Source organism: Aeromonas sp. MTB (genome assembly GCF_056632455.1).
Genome location: NZ_CP147026.1, coordinates 2,179,415 through 2,200,389, shown reverse-complemented (window position 1 = coordinate 2,200,389; position 20,975 = coordinate 2,179,415). Strand labels below are relative to the sequence as shown.

The 20,975-nt window shown below is 58.7% G+C and carries 18 protein-coding genes and 1 pseudogene; 10 read left to right on the top strand and 9 right to left on the bottom strand.

All coding sequences use genetic code 11. The features are described from left to right. Positions 1 to 50 precede the first annotated feature (50 nt). Positions 51 to 353: a YebG family protein gene (locus tag WBR25_RS10125; RefSeq protein ID WP_005333111.1), complete on the bottom strand. Its 303-nt coding sequence runs from the start codon at positions 351 to 353 to the stop codon at positions 51 to 53. Between the two features lie 170 nt (positions 354 to 523). Here WBR25_RS10125 and WBR25_RS10120 point away from each other — a divergent pair, with 170 nt between their 5' ends. After that, complete coding sequence (locus WBR25_RS10120; protein WP_479749791.1) at positions 524 to 1,399, top strand: esterase/lipase family protein; 876 nt, start codon at positions 524 to 526, stop codon at positions 1,397 to 1,399. A 90-nt stretch (positions 1,400 to 1,489) separates the two neighbouring features. Here WBR25_RS10120 and WBR25_RS10115 read toward each other — a convergent pair whose 3' ends face one another. Next, positions 1,490 to 3,463 carry an SDR family oxidoreductase gene (locus tag WBR25_RS10115; protein WP_479749790.1) on the bottom strand — a complete coding sequence of 658 codons (1,974 nt, stop codon included), beginning with the start codon at positions 3,461 to 3,463 and terminating at the stop codon, positions 1,490 to 1,492. A 248-nt stretch (positions 3,464 to 3,711) separates the two neighbouring features. On the opposite strand from WBR25_RS10115, the gene WBR25_RS10110 reads away from it, so the two are divergent. From WBR25_RS10110 to WBR25_RS10095, 4 genes are all read left to right on the top strand, one after another. Then, positions 3,712 to 4,284, top strand: a complete 573-nt coding sequence (locus WBR25_RS10110; RefSeq protein ID WP_479749789.1) for a phasin family protein — start codon at positions 3,712 to 3,714, stop codon at positions 4,282 to 4,284. Between the two features lie 94 nt (positions 4,285 to 4,378). Continuing rightward, positions 4,379 to 5,566, top strand: a complete 1,188-nt coding sequence (locus WBR25_RS10105) for a patatin-like phospholipase family protein (RefSeq protein ID WP_202004554.1) — start codon at positions 4,379 to 4,381, stop codon at positions 5,564 to 5,566. A 1-nt stretch (position 5,567) separates the two neighbouring features. Next, the gene (locus tag WBR25_RS10100) at positions 5,568 to 6,209 is read left to right on the top strand and encodes a TetR/AcrR family transcriptional regulator (protein ID WP_479749788.1); all 642 of its coding nucleotides are present in this window, start codon (positions 5,568 to 5,570) and stop codon (positions 6,207 to 6,209) included. 25 nt (positions 6,210 to 6,234) lie between these two features. After that, positions 6,235 to 7,023 carry a tetratricopeptide repeat protein gene (locus WBR25_RS10095; RefSeq protein WP_204383176.1) on the top strand — a complete coding sequence of 263 codons (789 nt, stop codon included), beginning with the start codon at positions 6,235 to 6,237 and terminating at the stop codon, positions 7,021 to 7,023. Between the two features lie 115 nt (positions 7,024 to 7,138). Here WBR25_RS10095 and WBR25_RS10090 read toward each other — a convergent pair whose 3' ends face one another. Both WBR25_RS10090 and WBR25_RS10085 read right to left on the bottom strand, forming a co-directional pair. Next, positions 7,139 to 8,569: a wax ester/triacylglycerol synthase family O-acyltransferase gene (locus tag WBR25_RS10090; RefSeq protein ID WP_479749787.1), complete on the bottom strand. Its 1,431-nt coding sequence runs from the start codon at positions 8,567 to 8,569 to the stop codon at positions 7,139 to 7,141. 255 nt (positions 8,570 to 8,824) lie between these two features. Beyond that, on the bottom strand, positions 8,825 to 9,157 hold the full coding sequence (locus WBR25_RS10085) for a polyhydroxyalkanoic acid system family protein (RefSeq protein ID WP_129504070.1): 333 nt from the start codon (positions 9,155 to 9,157) through the stop codon (positions 8,825 to 8,827). A 259-nt stretch (positions 9,158 to 9,416) separates the two neighbouring features. On the opposite strand from WBR25_RS10085, the gene WBR25_RS10080 reads away from it, so the two are divergent. Then, entirely contained in the window at positions 9,417 to 10,145 is a 729-nt protein-coding gene (locus WBR25_RS10080; protein ID WP_421286635.1) for a DUF8198 family protein, read from the top strand. 99 nt (positions 10,146 to 10,244) lie between these two features. On the opposite strand, the pseudogene WBR25_RS10075 reads toward WBR25_RS10080, so the two are convergent. The 3 genes and pseudogenes from WBR25_RS10075 to prpB all read right to left on the bottom strand — a co-directional run bounded on the left by WBR25_RS10075 (position 10,245) and on the right by prpB (position 13,724). Then, a pseudogene (locus WBR25_RS10075) lies at positions 10,245 to 11,688 on the bottom strand (bifunctional 2-methylcitrate dehydratase/aconitate hydratase). Between the two features lie 10 nt (positions 11,689 to 11,698). Beyond that, positions 11,699 to 12,826 carry a bifunctional 2-methylcitrate synthase/citrate synthase gene (gene prpC, locus WBR25_RS10070; protein WP_479749786.1) on the bottom strand — a complete coding sequence of 376 codons (1,128 nt, stop codon included), beginning with the start codon at positions 12,824 to 12,826 and terminating at the stop codon, positions 11,699 to 11,701. A 10-nt stretch (positions 12,827 to 12,836) separates the two neighbouring features. Next, a complete protein-coding gene (gene prpB, locus WBR25_RS10065; RefSeq protein ID WP_479749904.1) occupies positions 12,837 to 13,724 on the bottom strand; it encodes a methylisocitrate lyase in 888 nt (295 codons plus the stop codon). Between the two features lie 147 nt (positions 13,725 to 13,871). Here prpB and WBR25_RS10060 point away from each other — a divergent pair, with 147 nt between their 5' ends. From WBR25_RS10060 to rsmF, 4 genes are all read left to right on the top strand, one after another. Continuing rightward, positions 13,872 to 14,498, top strand: coding sequence for a paraquat-inducible protein A (locus WBR25_RS10060; RefSeq protein ID WP_005333129.1), 627 nt, complete (start codon positions 13,872 to 13,874; stop codon positions 14,496 to 14,498). Continuing rightward, positions 14,482 to 15,084 (top strand): paraquat-inducible protein A, encoded by a 603-nt coding sequence (locus WBR25_RS10055; RefSeq protein WP_479749784.1) that lies wholly within the window; start codon positions 14,482 to 14,484, stop codon positions 15,082 to 15,084. Before WBR25_RS10060 ends, WBR25_RS10055 begins: the two co-directional genes overlap by 17 nt. Positions 15,085 to 15,139: 55 nt before the next feature. Then, positions 15,140 to 17,692 (top strand): PqiB family protein, encoded by a 2,553-nt coding sequence (locus WBR25_RS10050; protein WP_479749783.1) that lies wholly within the window; start codon positions 15,140 to 15,142, stop codon positions 17,690 to 17,692. A gap of 144 nt (positions 17,693 to 17,836) precedes the next feature. Then, positions 17,837 to 19,267: a 16S rRNA (cytosine(1407)-C(5))-methyltransferase RsmF gene (rsmF, locus tag WBR25_RS10045; protein ID WP_479749782.1), complete on the top strand. Its 1,431-nt coding sequence runs from the start codon at positions 17,837 to 17,839 to the stop codon at positions 19,265 to 19,267. Positions 19,268 to 19,493: 226 nt separating this feature from the next. Here rsmF and WBR25_RS10040 read toward each other — a convergent pair whose 3' ends face one another. Further along, complete coding sequence (locus WBR25_RS10040) at positions 19,494 to 19,778, bottom strand: RepB family protein (RefSeq protein WP_421337700.1); 285 nt, start codon at positions 19,776 to 19,778, stop codon at positions 19,494 to 19,496. Between the two features lie 163 nt (positions 19,779 to 19,941). Next, positions 19,942 to 20,883 carry a site-specific integrase gene (locus WBR25_RS10035; RefSeq protein WP_421337701.1) on the bottom strand — a complete coding sequence of 314 codons (942 nt, stop codon included), beginning with the start codon at positions 20,881 to 20,883 and terminating at the stop codon, positions 19,942 to 19,944. Between the last annotated feature and the right edge of the window lie 92 nt (positions 20,884 to 20,975).

The window sequence follows — 20,975 nt, the reverse complement described above, 5'->3', positions numbered from 1 at the left end:
AAAGTGAATGCCGCGAGCTGTTTATCCCGAGAAATAGCTGGTCTGTGCAATCAGGCCACCTGCTTTAGTGGCTTCTCCTTGCGCTTGGCTGCTGGGGCCTCTTCCTCTTTCGTGCCTGCCTGAACCTTGCCGCCGCGCAGCAGGGTTTGCAGCACATCGCGCTGCTCTGCCAGGTAGAATGCCAGACTCTCTTGCTGCTCTGGCGCCAACTCGATCGGGGCGCCAGCCAACAGGGTCATCAACTCGTCTGCCGTATCCAGCAGCTTGTCATAGGCATCGGCCTCTTTTTTGCTGGCAAAGGTCATTTTTTCCACTCCCCCACGAACAACCACATATTTGATCTCGACAGCCATGATGGCCTCCTCTTGGTGATGATGGATAGAGTATATGTATGGATATACAGTATTGCAAATAACCTCACCGGAAAAGAGTTCGCCGGGGTTTAGCGACAAAAGCCGCGTTGGATCAAGCTGTCTCAAAGTGCCATTTGACTTCCACGCCTGACTGGTCGGATCATGGCCTTATGACGATCGTACGACACCTGTTTATCCTGCTGATGGTAGAGGTGCTGCTCCTCGGGGGTATCGCCCACTTGGTCGTGGGACTCCCCTGGTTGCTGACCCTGCTGTTTGTGGTGTTTGCCCTGCTTGGGTTGCGCTGTCTGGTGGTGCTCGGCAGCTGGCTGTTTACCCGCTTCTACCCCTCCCCGGCTATCGGCCCCTGGCGCAGGGTGAAGATGATGGCGCAGGAGATGCTGGCCTACCTTTACACCTTCACCTTGTTGTTACCGTTCGAGCCTTTGTTGATGGCACCCGATCGGCTGCGTCCATGCCAGCGTCCCGTATTGCTGGTACATGGTTACGGTTGCAGTCGCGGTATCTGGCGCACCCAGCGCACCCGGCTGGAGGCCGCAGGCCATGTGGTCGCCACCATTACCCTGATGCCACCATTTGGTCATATCGATGAGATGGTGCCGCTGCTGGCCACCCGGATTGACGATGTGCTGGCGCAGACCGGGGCTGACAAGCTGGTGCTGGTCGGTCACAGCATGGGGGGGCTGGTCTGCCGCGACTATCTGGCTATCCATGGTGGTGACAAGGTCGTGCGCCTGATCACTCTGGCTACGCCTCATCAGGGGAGTCAGCTTGCCGCCCTAGGGCTTGGGGCCAATGCCCGCGAGATGGAGCCCGGTTCCGGCTGGTTGCAGCGTTTTGCCTCTGTGCCGCTTTGCGTGCCCGGCATCTCGGTGCGCACCAGTCACGACAATGTGGTGATGCCGCAGGAGCGGCAACGATTGGCGGGAATGGAAGATATTGAGTTGCCTGCCATTGGCCATCTCTCTCTGCTCTACTCCCGTCGCACGACAGATCTGCTGCTTGATCTGCTGTCCCGAGTCTGACCCTCCTTATTCGTCCTTCAACTGTTATTCCAAATAAAACAGGGGCCTGATTGCTCAGGCCCCTGTTGAGCTCTTTATCCCATCATCCGGTTAGAAGTGTATCCCCTTGATCAGGGTCGAGACGGCAACCTGATCGGCGGTCGCCTTGGACTTATCGCCATCCTTGGGATCGGCAAAGGTGCGGAAGCTGGTGTTCATGATCACCTGGGCGACGCGCGGAGCCAGGGCATGCACCACTTGGCCAAATACCCCGAGGCGAGTCGCCAGTCGCACATGCTTGTTGATGATGGTATCGCACACCAGATCGGCCGCCTCTTCCGGCGTCATCATCGGCACCTGCTCATAGACCTTGGTCGGTGCGACCATTGGCGTTTTCACCAGCGGCATATTGATGATGGAGAAGCTGACCCCCTTGTCGGCAAACTCGGAGGCGGCGGTACGCACCCAGGCATCGAGGGCCGATTTGGAGGCAACATAGGCGGAGAAGCGCGGCGCATTGGTCAACACCCCGATGGAGGAGATGTTGATGATGTGGCCTTTTTTCTTCTCAATCATGGTGGGCAGCACCCCCATGATCACCTTGAGTGCGCCAAAGTAGTTGAGCTGCATGGTGCGCTCCAGATCGTGGAAGCGATCGAAGGAGTCTTCGATGGAGCGGCGGATGGAGCGGCCGGCATTGTTGACCAGAATATCGACGCCGCCGTGATCGGCCACGATGCGAGCGGTGATCTCCTCGGCCTGCGCCAGATTGGAGAGATCCCCCTGATAGATCTCGATGGTCAGCCCCAGCTCGGCAAACTCAGCTTTAGTCTCGGCAATCTTCTGCTCGTCGCGGGCGATGGTAACGACGTTGGCCCCCGCCCCCGCCAGCTTGCGTGCGGTTGCACGGCCAATGCCGGAGGTTGCCCCGGTCACCAGCACCACCTTGCCCTCTACCCGACCACGCAGGGAGCGATCGATGAAGAGCTCCGGGTCGAGGTGACGTTCCCAATAATCCCATAACCGCCAAGCGTAGCTGTGCAGCGGTGGCACTTCGATACCGGTCCCTTTCAGTACCCGCTGGGTTTCGCGACTGTCGAAACGGGTGGGGTAGCTGATAAGGCGGAACACATCCTTGGGCAGACCCAGATCGGCGATGGCGGCATCGCGGATGCGGCGCACTGGCGCCATGGTCATCAGCATGGCGGTCAGGTGGCGGGGAATGAAATTAAAGAGAGAGGCGTTGATGCGGATCGCAGGCTCCGGCGCATGGGCGGCGCGGGAGAAGGTGCTCAGCATATCGCCAACCCGCATCGGGTTGGGGTCGGTCAGGTGGAAGGTTTTGTTCTCCTCTCTCTCCTGATGGGCGATATGCACCATGGCGTCGACCACAAAGTTGACCGGCACTATGTTGATGCGTCCGCCCTCAACCCCGATGGCCGGCATCCAGGGCGGCAGCAGACGGCGCAGCTTCTGGATGGTCTTGAAGAAGTAGTAAGGGCCGTCGATCTTGTCCATCTCGCCGGTATTGGAGTCACCGACAACGATGCCCGGGCGGTAGACCCGCCACGGAACTGTGCACTCATTGCGCACAATCCCTTCCGCTTCGTGCTTGGTCTGGAAGTAAGGCATGTCGAGGTGCTCTGCCTCATCGAACATGTCCTCGCGAAACAGACCGTCGAACAGACCCGCTGCAGCGATGGAGCTGCAGTGGTGGAACTGTCCCGCCCCCAGCCGCTCGGCAAGTTGAACAGCCTGACGGGTCCCTTCGGTGTTGACCTGCTGCTGGATCCCAGCCTTGGCGTTCAGATCATAGATGGCAGCCAGATGGAAGAAGTGGTCTATCTTGCCGATCAACTGCTCCTGCATCTCGACCGATACCCCCAGCAGCGATTGCGTCATGTCGCCAAAAACCGGGACTGCGCGCGATTCATCCACATTCCAGAATGAGAACAACTCTGGCAATTTATCCTGATGAGAGGTGCGCATCAGAAAATAGACGATACAGTCGGGATGCTGTTGGAATAACTTTTTGATCAATCGACGCCCGATAAAACCACTACCGCCAGTAATGAAATAGTTCATAAAGAGAATCCTGCTACTGATTAGGGTGTTACTAGGTTGTTAGATATATCACGATTCATATGGGAATCCGCAATTTGATTGTCGGTTCGTGAGCAAACCCTAATTTCGGTGGTGTGCCTGTTCCGTTATTAGGTAGAACCCTCTATTTTTTCTCCCTAGACTGAAGTTGAAAAATCAGTAATGCCACAACCCGATTGCAGCTTCGTTGTCGCCATTACATTTATCTGTCGTTATTCAAGGAGAAGATCATGGCTAAAAAACTTAAAGCGCTGGCAGGGTCAGTGACCGACAACCAACTCACCTCCACCATCAAGGAGTCCACCCAGCAGATCTGGTTGGCGGGTCTGGGTGCCTATGCCAAAGCACAGGAAGAGGGTGGCAAGATCTTTGAAGCTCTGGTGCAGGAAGGGGAAGCATTGCAGGCCAAAACCCGTCAGAGCGCAGATGAGAAGATTGCCGCTGTGACCGACAAGACCGCCAATACCTGGGGCCGTCTGGAGCAGGTGTTCGAAGATCGCGTGGCACGCGCTGTGGCCAGCCTCGGCATTCCGACCCGCAAGGATATCGACAAGCTCTCCAAGCGCATGGCCGAGCTGACCGACGTGGTCCAGCAACTGCTGGATGCACAGGAAGAGGAAGCCCCTGCCGCTGAAGCCAAACCGACTGCCGCCAAAAAGCCCGCTGCCCGCAAGCCTCCGGTAAAGAAGGCACCGGTAGCCAAGGCCAAAGAGGCCGTGGTTGAGCAGGCCGCCGATCTCCTCTCCGCAGCGGAAGATGCGGTGAAAGAGGTGAAAGCCAAAGCAGAGAGCGTCCTGCCCTGATCCCTCGCGGTGACGGAAGGTGATTGATACCGGCCCATGCCCTGCGCTGGGCCGGTCTTGTCATGGAGAATGTCATGGATAGAGAGGCGACGCTATGAGTACCATCGCAATTGCCCTTGCTGGCGGCGGGCCGCTCGGCGGCATCTACGAGATCGGTGCCTGCGCAGCCCTCTCTGACAGCATCAACGGCTTGCGCCTTGACCATGCCGATATCTATGTTGGCGTCAGTTCGGGGGCCGTGGTGGCGTCGGCGCTGGCCAACGGCATCTCGCCGGCTAAGCTGGTGCGGATCCTGCTCAGCGATGATTCAGGGGAGATGTTTGACCCGGCCACCTTGCTGCGACCCGCTTTTCGTGAATATGCCGACCGCCTGACCTCGATCCCGCCACTGGCGTGGCAGAGCCTGACCTACTATTTGGCGGCGCCCTGGAAGCGCAGCCTGTTTGAATCGCTGCAGGGGCTCTCCAAGGCCATTCCGACCGGACTGTTCGACAACCGCGGGGTGGATCGCACCCTGACCCAGTTTTTCTCTCGTCCCGGCCGCAGCAATGATTTCCGCCAGCTGCGCAGTCGACTGTTTGTGGTCGCTACCGAACTCGATACCGGCCATCCGGTCGCCTTCGGCAGCCCGGGGCTCGATGACGTGCCCATCTCGGCGGCGGTACAGGCGTCAGCCGCCCTGCCCGGCCTCTTTCCCCCTTCATTGATCAACGGTCGTTACTATGTGGACGGGGCGCTGATCAAGACTCTGCACGCTTCGGTAGCGCTGGAAGAGGGGGCGGATCTGGTGTTCTGCATCAATCCGCTGGTGCCCTATGATGCGGACATGGCCGCCGGCACCCCGACCAATCTGGTGGACAGCGGTCTGCCGGTGGTGCTGGCCCAGACTTTTCGCGCCATCATCCACTCCCGCATGCATGTGGGGATGGATCGCTACAAGCACCAATATCCCGACGCCGACGCCCTGCTGTTTGAGCCCTCTTCTGCCGATGGCGAGATGTTCTTCACCAATGTGTTCAGTTACCGGGATCGTCGCCGCCTCTGCGAGCACGCTTACCAGCATACCCGCCGCGATCTCTGGCTGCGTCGTGACGAGCTGGCGCCGGTGCTTGCCAAGCATGGCCTCGAGCTCAATCTGGCCGCGCTGGCCGATGAAGATCGCACCCTGCTGGCCCCCGGCATTGGCTCGGTTGCCGCCCTCGACAAGTCGCTGGAGCAGTTGCAGCACTGGCTTGCCAAACGCTATCGCCACGGCGTGCGCCGTTCATCACCAAAGGAGTAGCATGGATCGCAAACCCAAACGTCGTACCCGGGAGCGGATCCTGACCACTGCCCTCGCCTGCTTCAATCGACAAGGGGAACCCAGCGTCACCACCTCGGCCATTGCGGTCGAAATGGAGATCAGCCAGGGCAATCTCTACTACCACTTCCACAACAAGGAGGAGATCGTCAACGCCCTGTTCTGCGAATTTGAACAGCAGATGGATCGCCTGCTGGAGGCGGTCAGCACCCCGTCCGATGAGCCCGAAGATATCTGGCTCTTTCTCCACCTGATGTTTGAAGCCATCTGGCAGTACCGTTTCCTCTACTACGATATCGCGACCCTGATGAGTGGTTATCATCAGGTGGAACAGCGCTTTTCCGCCCTGCTGCGCCGCAAGGAGCAGACCGCCATCGCCATTTGCAACCATCTGCAAACGGTCGGGCTGATGGAGGGCACAGCGCAACAGATGCGCACGCTGGCGGCCAATGTTGCGCTGGTGGGCACATTCTGGATCTCTTACCAGCGGGCACTGCACCCCAAGGCGGACGCCGATATTGCCCTCGGCGTCTTTCAGGTGATGCAGCTGGTCGCACCCTATTTGCGGGCCGATGCCCGTGCTCATCTGGGCGCCCTCGCCCACCACTACACCGACAAGGTTTGATTCACATGCTACAGGGAGAACAAGCATGACCACTTCACAACTCGAATTTGTCCCCTTCCCCTACGCGGATGCGGCCTATGACTATGCCGGCCAGAAGCTGGCGGACAACTGGGATCGACTCCATCAGGGGGATGCCGAACCCTGGCCCGAGGATGAACAGGTACAGGATGCCTGGCGGGCCTATCATGCCGGGGATTTTGCCCGGGCCGTCGCTCTTGGTGAAGCGGCCGGTGAGGCGGGCCTCAATGTGGCAAACAAGGCGCTGGTGATCCACGCCAGCTATCTGCTGGAGGACAAGTATGCCAAACGAGCCGCCTTCGAGCGGGCGGCCAGTCATGCCGAGAAGCTGCAAAAGCGCCAGCCCAGGAACGCCAACGCCTGGTATTTCCACGCGCTGGCACTCGGTCGCTACAGTCAAGTGATTTCCATCTCCAAGGCCCTCTCGCAAGGAATTGGCGACAAGATCAAGGCAAGCCTTGAGAAGGCGCTGGAGCTGGCGCCAGACCACGCCGAGGCCCATATCGCCTTTGGCGCCTGGCATGCGGAGATCGTCGACAAGTTGGGGGCCATGATCGGCGGCCTCACCTATGGCGCCAAGAAGGAGGAGTCCGAGCGTCACTTCAAGGAGGCGCTGGCGCTGATCCCCGACTCGGCTATCGCCCGCATGGAGTACGCCAACGCTCAGGTGATGCTGCACGGCAAGAGCCGCCTGAAAGCCGCCGAAGCCCTCTATGCCGAAGCGGCCGAGTGCGAACCCATGGATGCCATGGAGCGCCTCGATGTGGAGGCGGCGCGCGAAGAGCTGGAGGATTAACCGTCACTCCTGCCACTAAGAGGTAGCAAAACAAGAGGCCAACCCACGGGTTGGCCTCTTTTATGATGGGAGCTGACCGGTTGGCTACGCCGCCACCGGTCTATCAAATGCACGATCAACCGAGCAGCGCATCCAGTCCGTTGGGGTCAAACAACAGCTCCGGCTCCATCAGCACCAGCAACAGCAATTGCTCGAACTCCACTGCAAACCGCTCGACCACCTGATCCGGATCCGGTACCAGCTTCTTGTCGGTGATTAGGCCCAGTTGCACCTTGTGATCGTAAGAGAGGATGGAGACGCCGACGCCGATATCCCCCGATTGCGGCACCCAGAACAGCGGCTGACGCAATTTTGCTCCGGCCAGATAGAGGGTCTGTTGCGGGCCGGGCACATTGGTGATCACTGCACTGGCCTTGGCCGTGAGCAGCTCGACGGCCTGCTGTTGCACCGCATTGGGGGCCATGCCAAGGGCATGTAACAGGTTGAGCACCACCACGGGTTGCAGCGAGGTGCGCAGCGCCTGCATCCGGTCACGCACGGTATAGAGCCGCTGCAACGGGTGTTCAACATCCAGTGGCAAGTTCAGGGCCACCAGCCCGAAGCGGTTGCCAAGTGCCCCCTCATCATCCGGTGCTCGCATATTGACCGGCACCAGGGCGCGGATCTTGACCTTGTTGGCATCATCCCCCTTCTCCTGCAGGTAGTGGCGAAACGCCCCTGCGGTGGCAGCGATCAGCAGATCGTTGACCGAGCAGCCCAGTACCTTGCCCACTGCCTTGATATCCGGCAGATCAATTTGCTCCGACCAGGCTACCCGCTTGGTGCTGGTGGTCTTGCCCCGCAGGCGGCAGGGAGAGTCATCACCGAGGGTGGCGATATTGCACAGCTCGCTCGCCACATCCCGCCCGGTCTTGAGGTAATCCACCGCCTTGGTGGGATGGGTGACCACTTCGACATATTTGGACCAGAGGCTACCGGTCAGCTTGAGACCGGCTCGCACCAGACGGCTGCCCTGGTGGCAATCCTCATCATCCTCGTCATCGCTGTCATCCAGTGGCTCCGGTGACGGTGGTCGCGGCGCCCCTTCTGGTGTGTTATCCATCATGGTCAGCATGGCTCGCACCAGCGAGAAGCCGTCGCCCATGGCGTGGTGAATGCGCACCACCAGCGCTTGTCCACCCAGCGACGTGTCGGTGAGGTGCATATCCCACAGGGGGCGCTGGTGGTTGAGCGGCGTCGAGGCGAGATCGGCCACCAGCTTCTCCAGCTCCAGCTTGCCCGCTTCACCCGGCAGGATCACTCGCTTGAGGTGCTGATCGAGATCGAAATCGGGATCATGGCGCCAGTAGTAGGAGCCCCCCTCCAGCACGGCCCGCTGGTGAAAGCGGGGTTGCACCGAAATGGTGTGGCGCAATCCGGCCCGCAGACGCGCTTCATCAAGCTCTCCTTCAAACATCAGGACACCGATGATCTGCATCAGGTTGTTGGGTCTGTCCATGCGTAACCAGGCGGTATCGACGCAGGAGATAAATTCACTCAGTGGCATGGTTGTTTCCCTACAAAATGAATTTACCGAGACGGCAAATTGCTTCTGCCCTCATATCCGGATGAAGGCTTGATGCAATCAGAATGACATTAATGAGTGCCGACTCGAAATATAAAATAAAGATGAAAGATTACTTACAAAATAGAATCTAGACCTCGCTGGATAATAAATCTGACAAACCATATGGCTTGCCAACTTATTTCAAACAGCTATCGTTTACAGCTGGTTTATTTAAAGCCAGTGCAACGAAGAGTTTCAAACACGTTTGGGGCAAGGTAAGCGATTGTCGACATAATCGAGGATCTCTTGCTCCAGTACGCTGCGTACCGGCAACAGCATCAAACCAAGATGCACTTCCAGTTCCAGGGTATCTTCGTCCAGGGTGAGAGTGCCATGTACCCCTGAGCCGCGAAAGCGTAGCTCGGTCTCCTCTTCATCTGTCCATTCGCAATCGAGTTGATAACTCTCGCTCATGTCCGCAGCGATGGCTTCGGCCGCGATCCGGGCGGCGGCCAGTCCCAGCGGATGCTGACGGCTGATCTGGATGGTAGAGAGTGCGCTGCTGCCAGCGAGCGAGTTGAAGAACATGGTCGTTACTCTGGGTCATAAGTTAGTTATTGATATTAAACACATGTTCACAACAAATGAAAGGATGGTTCACATAAATGGGACTCACTTAACAGAGTCGAGAGGGATGCAGGCCATCAACGGGGCATGGCATTTATTCCCTCCCCCGTGCGCGCTACACTTGTCACGGAACGGTCAGCAAAAGCTGCTTGTTTTTCATTCACTTGTATCTTCGTATCACCCAATCCCCATCAATGGGCCCAAGGCCAGAGAGCTGTAGATGACGCATCAAGAACATGCCCACGACGACGATAGCACCCTGGGTCGGCTCTACCGCCAGCTCAAACGGGTTGCAACCTTGCGCGAGCAGATGCGTGCTCACCCGGAAGATCAGCAGGATCGGGATCGGCTACGCCAGTGGCAGGCCGACCGGTTGGGGCGGACCCATCGTGATCTGCTGGAGAGTGACCGCTACGGCCCTGCCGCCGAGTTTTTCCTGACCGATCTCTATGGCCCGGGGGATTGTGCCCGCCGCGATGCGGACGTGATGCGGGTGATGCCGACCGCCGAGCGGCTGTTGCCGGAGTCCGGCCTCAAGGTGCTGGCGCAGGCGATCGAGCTTGATGCCCTCTCCGAAGAGCTGGATTACCTGATGGTGGTGGCGCTGCGGCGCATTGATGGCATTGATCCCATCACCCCGGACCACTACACCATCGCCTATCGTGCCGTGGGTGAACAGGCGCGCCGGGAACATCAGATTGCGCTGGTGAGCGAGCTTGGGATGACGCTGGACAGGCTGGCGAGAAAGCCGCTGCTGGGGGCAACCCTCAAGCTGGTGTCTGGTCCCGCCCATCTGGCGGGGCTTGGCGAGCTCTTCTCCTTTGTCGAGCGCGGCTATCAGGTGTGTCATCAGATGGGGCGTGCCAACGAGTTCCTCGAGACCATCGCCAGTCGCGAGATGGCCATTATGACGGCGCTCTTTAACGGCGACAGCAGTGCGCTGGGGTAAGGATTATCGAGGGATAAGCCGCCGGAATAACAAAGCGGGCCGATGAGCCCGCTTTTCGTTTATCACTGTTTGCCGATATGTTGGCCAATGCAAGACCGGTCAGATCACCAGCAGATCCATGAAGGCATGTACCGGGGTGGCGGCAAGGCGCGGCCCATCCTGACAGAGGGCCAGAATGTCGTTGACCCGTTTTGTCGGGAAGCGGGTGGCCAGATTGTGCTGGAATTTCTCCACCAGCAGCGGGATCCCCTCCTCCCGCCGGCGACGATGGCCGACCGGATACTCCACCTCCACCTTGGCGGTGTGAGTGCCGTCCTTGAAGAAAATCTGGATGGCGTTGGCAATGGAGCGCTTGTCCGCCTCCAGATATTCGCGGCTGTAACGCTTGTCCTCCTGCACCACCATCTTGCCGCGTAGCGCGTCGATGCGGGGATCGGCAGCAACATCGTCCTCGTAATCCTCGGCAATGAGGCGACCGAAGATGAGCGGCACCGCCACCATGTACTGCAGGCAGTGATCCCGATCGGCCGGGTTGTTGAGGGCGCCGACCTTGCTGATGATACGAATGGCCGACTCATGGGTGGTGAGCTCGATACGGTCGATCTCCTCCAGCCGTCCCTTCACCTGCCCATGCAGCTTCATGGCGCACTCCACAGCAGTCTGGGCGTGGAACTCGGCGGGATAGGAGATCTTGAACAGCACGTTCTCCATCACATAGCTGCCGTATCCCTGATGCAGGGCGAACTGATTGCCCTTGAACAGCACATCGTAGAAACCCCACTTGGGCGCGCTCAGTACGCCTGGATAGCCCATCTCGCCGCTCATGGTGATAAGGGCGAGGCGCACCGCGCGAGAGGTGGCATCCCCCGCCGCCCAGCTCTTGCGCGACCCCGCATTGGGGGCATGCCGGTAGGTACGCAGGCTCTGGCCATCGACCCAGGCCTGGGAGATCGCATCGATCACCTGATCACGGGTACCCCCAGCATGTGAGTCACCACGGCGGTACTGGCGACCTTGACCAGCACCACGTGATCGAGACCAACCCGGTTGAAGGAGTTCTCCAGCGCCAGCACCCCTGAATTTCGTGGGCTTTGACCATGGCCACCAGCACATCAGCCATGGTGAGCGGTGCCTTGCCCTCTGCCACGCGAGTACGGGAGAGCCAGTCGGCAGTGGCGAGAATACCGCCCAGATTGTCGGAGGGGTGGCCCCACTCGGCGGCCAGCCAGGTGTCGTTGTAATCGAGCCAGCGGATGATGGCGCCGATATCCCAGGCCGCCTTGACCGGGTCGAGGCAGAGCTGGGTACCGGGCACCCGGGCACCATGGGGTACCAGTGTACCGGGGACGATGGGGCCAAGGTGCTTGGTGCACTCGGGGAAGCGCAGGGCCAGCAGGCCACAGCCAAGGGTGTCCATCAGGCAGTAGCGGGCAGTGTCGAGCGCCGACTCGCTGGTAATGGGGTGGTTGCAGACATAATCGGCAATATCGACCAGCACCTGATCGGGCTCGGGTCTGTGGTTGACGTCGACGTTGGCGGACATCGTGATTTCCTTATCGTTGTTGTAGAGAGACAAAGTGACGGGGCGCCGGGCCGACATAATCGGCGCTCGGACGGATGATCCGGTTGTGCTCGCGCTGCTCCATCACGTGGGCGCACCAGCCGGTGACCCGCGAGCAGACGAAGATGGGGGTGAACAGCTTGGTCGGGATCCCCATGTAGTGATAGGCGCTGGCGTGGAAAAAGTCGGCGTTGGGAAAGAGCTCTTTCTCTTCCCACATCACCTTCTCAGCTTCGCAGGAGACGCGATAGAGGCGAGCATCCCCTACCGCCTCGGCGAGCTTGGCCGACCACTCCTTGATGATGACGTTGCGTGGATCCGAGGTGCGGTAGATGGCGTGTCCAAAGCCCATGATCTTCTCCTTGGCCGCCAGCTTGGCCAGCAATTCGCGCCTTGCCTGCTCTTCATCCTGCCAGTGTTCGATCATCGCCATGGCCGCCTCGTTGGCACCGCCATGGAGCGGGCCGCGCAGGGTGCCGATGGCCGCGGTGATGCAGGAGAACATGTCAGAGAGCGTCGAGGCGCAAACCCGCGCCGCAAAGGTGGAGGCGTTGAACTCATGCTCGGCGTAGAGGATAAGGGAGACATGCATCACCCGCCGCTCCAGCTCGCTCGGTGCCTTCTGGTGCAGCAGCGCCAGAAAGTGGCCACCGATACACTCCTCGTCGCTGTCGAGGGCGATACGAATACCTTCATGGCTGAACTTGTACCAGTAGATCAGAATGCCCGGGAAGGCAGCTAGCAGCCGATCCGCCACTTCATGCTCATGCTCGAAACCATCTTCCGGCTCCAGATCGCCGAGCATGGAGCAGCCAGTGCGCAGCACATCCATGGGATGGGCATCGGCGGGAATGCGTTCCAGCACTTCCAGCAGCGGCTGGGGCAAGGTGCGCAGGCGGCGCAGCTCGCGCTTGTAGGCGTCAAGCTGCTGCTCACCGGGCAACTCCCCCTTGAGCAGCAGATAGGCGACCTCCTCGAACTGGGCGCTGTCGGCCAGCTCCTTGATGTCATAGCCACGATAGGTAAGACCGGTGCCACTCTTGCCTACTGTGCAGATACTGGTCTCCCCTGCGCTTTGACCGCGCAGACCGGCCCCGCCCAACGGTTTTTGCTGTCCCATAAGCTGCCTCCTATTCCTTGGCTGTAAACAGACGATCCAGTGTCTGCTCGTAGTGGTGATATCCGAGGAAGTCGTAGAGTGACTCCCGGGTCTGCATGGTCTCCACGACAGCGCGCTGATGGCCATCCTGGCGAATATGTTGATAGACGTTGAGGGCGGCCTGATTGGCGGCCCGGTTGGCACTCAAGGGGTAGAGCACCATGTCGACCCCGTGGGCGGCCAGTTGCTCTTTGTCAAACAGCGCGGTTTTGCCGAACTCGGTCATGTTGGCGAGGATCGGCACTTTGGCCACCAGCTTGAACTGGTCGTACTGGGCAAGCTTGGTCACCGCCTCGGCGAAGATCATGTCGGCACCGGCGGCCACATAGGCAGCGGTGCGTTCAAGAGCAGACTCCATCCCTTCCACCGCCAGTGCATCGGTGCGGGCCATGATGACGAACTCGCTATTCTCGCGAGCATCTACTGCCGCCTTGATGCGATCGCACATCTCCTCCAGCGACACCACCGCCTTGTTGGGACGGTGGCCGCAGCGCTTTTGGGCCACCTGATCTTCCATATGGACGGCGGCAACTCCGGCTCGCTCGAACGCGCGAATGGTGCGGGCGATATTGAATGCCCCGCCCCAGCCGGTGTCGATATCGACCAGTAGCGGCACTCGGGTCGCTGCGGTGATCCGCTCGGCATCGATCAGCACGTCGTTGAGGGAGGTCATGCCGAGATCCGGCAAGCCGTAGGAGGCATTGGCTACCCCGGCGCCGGAGAGATAAAGAGCTTGAAAGCCGCTGCGTTCGGCCATCAGCGCCATATAGGCATTGATGGTGCCGACGATCTGCAGGGGATGTTCATTGGCAAGGGCGGTGCGAAAGCGCAGGCCTGCCGAGGGGGACAAACTGGACATCATGACTCCTTTCACCTGTCTAGTCTGGCTATCTAATATCACGTTTACGTTAACGTCAATTATACTTTCGTAACATTCCGGCTGCAGGCAAGACAGGAAACCGGTTTTAGGGTAAATTTCACCAATTCCTTCAACAGGTTGAATTGTATGATGGAGCCCGGTTCCGTGATTGTCTGTCCGGCGTGCGACTTGCTGATCCAGCGCAAAGCACTGCCGCTGCGTCGCCATGCCCACTGCCCGCGTTGTCACCAACATCTCTATGGCCGTTATGCCTTTCGTCCCTCCCAGTTGATGGCCCTGACCATCACCGGATTTCTGCTGCTGCCCTCCGCCTTTTTTGAGCCGCTGATCTATCTGCGGCTGGCTGGGGTCAATACCGACGCCGACCTGCTGCGCGGTATTCTGGTGCTGTTTGGCGAGGGCGAATGGTGGGTAGCCAGCCTGGTGCTCTGGTGCGCCGTGTTGGCGCCGGTGGGGTTATTGGCGGGGATCTTTGCGCTGGCTTCGGGTCTGGCCAAACGTTGGCACATTCTTCCCGTCACCTTGAAGCTGGTCGAGGTGTTTCGCCACTGGGCCATGCTGGAGGTCTATATCGTCAGCCTGCTGGTTGCCCTGTTCAAACTGATTGACATCGCCGATGTACGCCTCGGTGGCGGGTTGCTCAGCCTCGGTATTCTGATGCTGCTCAACATGACCCTGCTGATCCTGTTTGACCCCGCCCCCTACTGGGCGAGGATCCCGTTAAAGGAGCCGGAACATGACCAGCGCCCGTGAGATGGGGCTCTGCCGCTGCCATACCTGTGGTTTGCTGGTGCGCTATCAAACCGGGGCAGTCTGCCCCCGTTGCTGCAGCAAATTGCAGGTGCGCATTCCCCGCTCCCTCGCCTGGTCGTGGGGCTTGCTGGCGCTCGCCACCTTCATGTTGCTGCCTGCCAATCTGTTGCCCATTACCCATTTCTACAACAAGGGGTTGCTGCAGTCAGATACCATCTTCAGCGGTATCATGATGCTCTATCGCAGCAAAATGAGCGGGATTGCCACCATAGTCCTCACCGCCAGCATACTGGTGCCGGTGGGCAAAATATTGGGTCTGGGCTGGATCTGCTGGCAGTTGCAGCGGGCCAAACCGGTGCGGCGCAAGCGCCAGCTGGTGATGTATCGGGTGATCGATTTTATTGGTCGCTGGTCAATGCTGGACTTGTTCGTGATTTCGCTGATGGTGGCACTGGTCGATCGGGGTGTGCTGCTGAGTGTCCGCGCAGGCCCCGGTGCCACCGCCTTTGCCGGTGTGGTAGTGCTGACCATGATGTCGGCCCGCATGCTTGATACCCGTTTACTGTGGGACAAGGCGGCCCGTTGATGATTTCTCTGTTTTTGTCTGATGTGCTGTTTAATCCAGCCAATAAGGAGTCACTATGATCGGGGCTGAACCCGTCATCGAAAAGCGCCGCTGGTTATCGCCGGTCTGGCTGTTACCCCTGATAGCCCTGCTGTTGGCGGGTGGCTTTCTCTATCAGCAGGTATTGAGCCGTGGCCAACTTATCCAGATCAACTTCGCCCAGGGCAACGGCATCTTGCCGGGTAAAACCCAGGTTCGTTATCAGGGGGTGGCCATCGGTGTGGTGCAGGAGCTGGAGCTGGCTGAAGATGGCCGCAAGATTGCGGTGATGGCCAAGATTGACAGCCGTGCCAGACCACTGATCCGCAAGGGATCCGACTTCTGGCTGGTGAGCCCCAAGGCGTCGCTCACCGAGATCTCCGGCCTCGATACCCTGGTCTCCGGCAACTACATCAACCTGCAACCGGGGCGTGAAAGCAATCCGCTGGAGGAGACCTTCGATGCACTGGAGGGCCCTCCTCCCGGCTATCAGGCTCAGGGGCGCATGCTGCACCTTACTGCTGATTCGCTGGGCTCGGTGGGGATTGGCGCCAAGCTCTATTTCCGCGGTATCGAGGTGGGCAGCGTCATCAATACCCGCCTGGGTCAGGACAACCAGAACGTCATTCTGGATCTGGTGATCGAGCCGCGTTTCGAACATCTGGTCAAAGCTGATACCCGCTTCTGGAACATTAGTGGCATCAAGGGCTCCTTCAGTCTGGCCGGAGTGAGCGTGGAGGCTGGCAGCCTCACCTCCATTCTGAGCGGCGGCATTGCCTTTGATTCACCCAAAGATTCACCAGAGCCTGAGAAGGGACAGACCTTCGTCCTCTATAAAGGGCTGGCGGAAGCGGCACGCGGCTCGCGTATCGACATTGCGGCTGGCGATCTCCCGGTCAAGGAGGGGATGCCCATCCTCTATGAGGGGATCGAGATTGGTCGTATCGACCCCATTCGCCTTACCGACAAAGGCCGTGTGGTCACAGCGCTGATCAATCCGGAGCAGGCCTATCGCATTACCGACAAGAGCCAACTGGTATGGGAGAGCGTCTCCCTCTCCGCGACCGGTGTGCAGCATGCAGATCGCCTCCTCTCCGGCCCGGCCATTCGCCTCGACTATGTGGCGGGAAAACCGGCGCGGAAGATGGCTCTGACCGATCGCGACCCCCAGAGCGGCACCAAGGTGACGCTGCAGGCTGACGATCTGGCGGGGCTCAATCAGGATGCACCTGTCTGGTACAAGGGATTGCAGGTGGGCCGTATCAGCCAGCTCACCCTGGATGCGCGCGGCAATGCCAGTGTCGAGCTGGTGATGGCGCCGAACTATGGTCATCTGCTCAACCGTGCCCGCTTCTATCGCGCTGCCCCGCTGCAGATCGATGCCGATCTGAGCGGCATAAAAGTAGAAACCAGTCCGGCCAGTGCCTGGTTGGGAGGCGGGATCAAGCTGGTACAAGCCAGCAGTGGCGAGCGGATTAACCGTCTCTACCCCAGTCAGGAGCTGGCACTGCTCGGTACCCGTGATGCCAAGCCCCGGCGCTGGTTGCTCAAGGCAGATCAGGCCGATGGCATCGGCATTGGCTCACCTGTGCTCTATCTGGGGTTGGAAGCGGGCAAGGTCAAACAGCTGCGCGCCGCCAAAGAGGGGGTCGAGATCGAACTCGAGATTGATGGGGTCTATGCTCCCCTCCTCGCCCAGCAACCCCAGTTCTGGAAAAAACCGGCCATCGACACCAAGGTGCGGGTCGATGGGGTGCAGGTCAAGGTGGGCAACCTCGGTACCTTGCTGCGCGGTGCCATCGAGTTCGATCGGTTGGCCAATGGCCGCAGCAGTCATCAACTGTTCGATTCCAGGGAGCAAGCCAAGGCCAAGGTGCGCCAGCTGTCACTGGTAGCAGAGAGTAATCCGGGGCTCGGGATTGGCAGCCCGATCCGCTATCGTGGGGTCGATATCGGCAAAATTGAAGAGATCGAGCTGGAGCCGTCACTGGGTCAGGTGATCTTCAAGGCCGAACTCGATGGCCACTACGCCGAGCGTTTCCTGCAGTCCGGCGCCCGCTTTACTCTGGTGCAAGCCAAGCTGGGGCTGGGCGGTGTCGCTCACCTCGATACCCTGATCAAGGGGGCGTTTGTAGAAGCACAACCCGGTAAAGGCGCTGGCAAAGATCGCTTCCCCTTGAGTCAGGTCGGCCCGGTGGGTCTGGCCCTGACCCTCAATAGCCCCTCCGTCAATGGCCTGAGCGTCGGCAGTCCGCTACTGTTTCGCAAGATGGTGGTGGGCAGTGTCACCAAGGTAGCGCTGGCTCGGGATGGCAGCGAGGTGGTGATCGATGTCAACGTGGATCAGGAGTATGCCCATTTGGTGCGGGCCAACTCCCGTTTCTGGAATGTCTCCGGGGTCAAGGCGGATATCGGGCTGACCGGCGGTACCATAGAGGTCGAGACAGTACAGAGCTTGCTGGCCGGCGGCATCGCCTTCAATACGCCGGAGAAAGAGATGGGTCCAACCGTCAAGGCTGGCCACAGCTATCCGCTCTATGGCAAGGCCGAGAAAGAGTGGCTGGAGTGGAGTCCACGTATCCAGCCCTGATCTCTTCCCTTTGTATCTCATCCAAGCCCGGCACAGTGCCGGGCTTTTTTATATTCCGGTGCCTGTTGATAGGGTTCAGATTCAGAATATTCTTAGCCTTGTGGTAGGATATCGCCCCTCTTTTTCGGTCAACGAGACGGCACAGTGCACGACAACACCTTCCTTCCCGATTACTTTTTACGCCACATTGCGGCCATCATGCCGGCCCATCTCTCGATGGATGACTTTGTGGCCAGTTGTCGACGTCCGCTGCGCCGCAGCATTCGGGTCAATACCTTGAAGATCGCCGTCTCAGATTTCGTCGCCCTGATGGAGCCACTGGGTTGGCAGCTTGACCCTGTCCCCTGGTGTGATACCGGCTTCTGGCTGACCCGCAGCGATGAAACTGTCCCACTTGGCAACACCGCCGAGCACTTGAGCGGGCTCTTCTACATTCAGGAAGCGAGCTCCATGCTGCCGGTGACGGCACTCTTTGCCAGCGACAAGATCAAAGCGGATGGCATGTTGCTGGATGCGGCGGCGGCCCCCGGCTCCAAGACCACCCAGATAGCCGCCTTGATGAACAATCAGGGGATGTTGGTTGCCAACGAGTTTTCCAGCAGCCGGTTGAAAGTGCTGAGCGCCAATATCCAGCGCTGCGGCGTGACCAATGTGGGCATGACCCATTTTGATGCCAAGGTATTTGGCCAGTGGTTGCCGGAGACCTTCGATGCCATCCTGCTCGATGCCCCCTGCTCCGGTGAAGGTACGGTGCGCAAGGATGAAGATGCGCTGCGCAACTGGAGCATCGAGAGCATCGACGAGATTGCGGCGGTGCAACAAGGGTTGCTGGAGAGCGCTTTCCATGCCCTGAAACCGGGTGGCGTACTGGTCTACTCCACTTGCACCTTGAGTGAGCAGGAGAACCAAGCGGTTTGCCAATCCTTGCTGGACAAGTTTGGCGATGCCTTGAGTTTTGACTCGCTGGCAGACCTGTTCCCTCATGCAGAGCAGGCCTGCACATCCGAGGGATACCTGCACGTTTGGCCCCAGATCTTCGACAGTGAGGGCTTTTTCGTCGCCAGATTGCGCAAGCATCACTCGGTTCCCAACACCATGTTCAAGCCGGGCAAGCTGGGTAAATTCCCCTTTGCGCCGCTTCCTGCCAAAGAGGCGGAACCCATGTTGCGCGAGATTGAAGCCAACTTCGGGGTGGCACCACAGGGTCTGCTGTTTGGCCGCAATGACGAGATCTGGCTCTTCCCTCAGCGGTTTGATCAGGTGCAGGGCAAGCTGCGTTTCGATCGCATCGGCATCAAGTTGGCCGAGACCTTCAAGAAAGGCTATCGCCTCACTCATGAGTGGGCACTGGCCTATGGCGATAAAGCGAGCAAGGGCGTCGTTGAGCTGGATAGCACCAATGCGCGGGAATTCATGATGGGGCGGGATGTCTGGCCAGAACAGGATGTTGGCACTGGCGAGGTGATCGTCCGCTATCAGGGGCATACCCTGGGCATGGGGAAATGGGTGGGGAGTCGGGTCAAGAATGCCCTTCCCCGCGAGCTGGTGCGTGACAACAATCTGTTCAATGCGTAGTGGGTCGTTCGGTGCATCAGCACTTGAACGAGTCTGAAATACCCACACTCTGGTTGAACTTTTCTTCGGATCTTGAAAAGCCTTGAGCCTTGTCTAAGCTTAAGGCAATCCGAACACCAGTTAGCGCACGGCTCTGCAAGGAGCCAATTCCCCTATGCCAGGTACAAGGAATTCGTACCTGGCTTTTTTTATCTGTTCACGTTTCGCTGTTACTTCACTCTTGTGTCTATTCAACGGTCTCTTCGAGCTGTGTAGCGACTCTGTTTTCAAACGGAGGTTCTCTACCCAGCTCATGTTGGTAGAGCAGATCGATCGCCTGCTCGATGAGTGATGCCTGACTGTCTTCGAGATGGATACCCAGAGCGGCCAATCGCTCGGCGTGGCGATTGCTGATCCAGCATTGCAGCCGGGTATGGGTCTCCTGCTTGCGTTTTACATGTTGGCGCTGCCGCTCGGCATTGTTTTGGGGCCCCGCCTCTTGCTCTTCACGCACTGTCATTTTTTGGCTCATATGTCCTTGCTATATTCTATTTCCAGCTTTGTTATCTCTAACAACAAATCCATTATCTATTGGAAGATGGCCCTTCCCTCTTGGTCTGTTGGCTTGCGCGACAAATATATCATCAGATCAACAAGATATCATTTAACATAAAAAAAGCAGTGACGCAGTTGTGTCAAAGCAAGCCATCAAGGGCATGATCAGAGAATTTATGGGCGTCATCGAAGTACTCCTGCAGGGTTCGCATATCCTTGTGGCGTGTCACCTCAATGATCTTGTTCATCGGTTTGCCGGCTGTTACCGCCGAGGTGATAAAACCGCGGCGCAGGCTATGGCCACTGACATAAAGATCGTCGATGGTTTGGCCGGTTCGCCGCTTGATCATCAGATTGATGCCCTGGGGGCCGAGTGGTTCAGCCATCAGTTGACCCCAGCGGTTCATGCGCCGAAACAGCGGCCCCTCGCTGATCCGGCTTTTGTGTAGCCATTTTTGCAGTGCCGACACGGGGCAGTAGTGCTTGCCCGGGATCAGGGCTATCTCGGTTTCATGCAGCTGATGTTTGCTCGGTTTGAGACGAAGACGGATCCCCTGCCCCACAAAATCGAGATCACTCACCTCAATCCGGGCTGCTTCCGAGCGACGCAAGGCGCCACTGAACATCAAGAGCAGCAGGGTGTGATCACGCAAACCCGCGAGGTCACTGGTGTCGATGCCATCGAGCACCTGGGTCAATGGTTGCAGCGTCAGGGCGCCGGTTTTGCGTTTACGGTTATCCCCCAACCTGACAATACCGCGCATCATCTCCTTGATTTCGGGATGTTCGGTGGGCATGGGGTGAATGCCTTTCTGCTTGAAGGCATAACGGATCCCGGCTAGCCGTCTCACCAGGGTTGCCGGTTTACGAGGTTCACCATTACGTAGCACCCCTTTTCCCTCTTCTTTATCCAGCCATACCCAGTCTGCCAATACGCCGTCAGCCTGATCAGCAAGAAAGTTCATGATGTCGTGATGGGTGGTTTGCAGCGGATCCAGCCCGTGCAATTGGCACCAGAAGACAAAAATACGGGTATCCGCCTGATAGGCATTGAGGGTGGAATCTGCTTTTGCACTGCGCAAAAAGCGGCGTGCCCGACTATTAAGCTGTGCATCGAAAACAGTCTGCAGTGACTGATGAGCTTGATTGGACAAGGATGGGTATGCCACGGAAC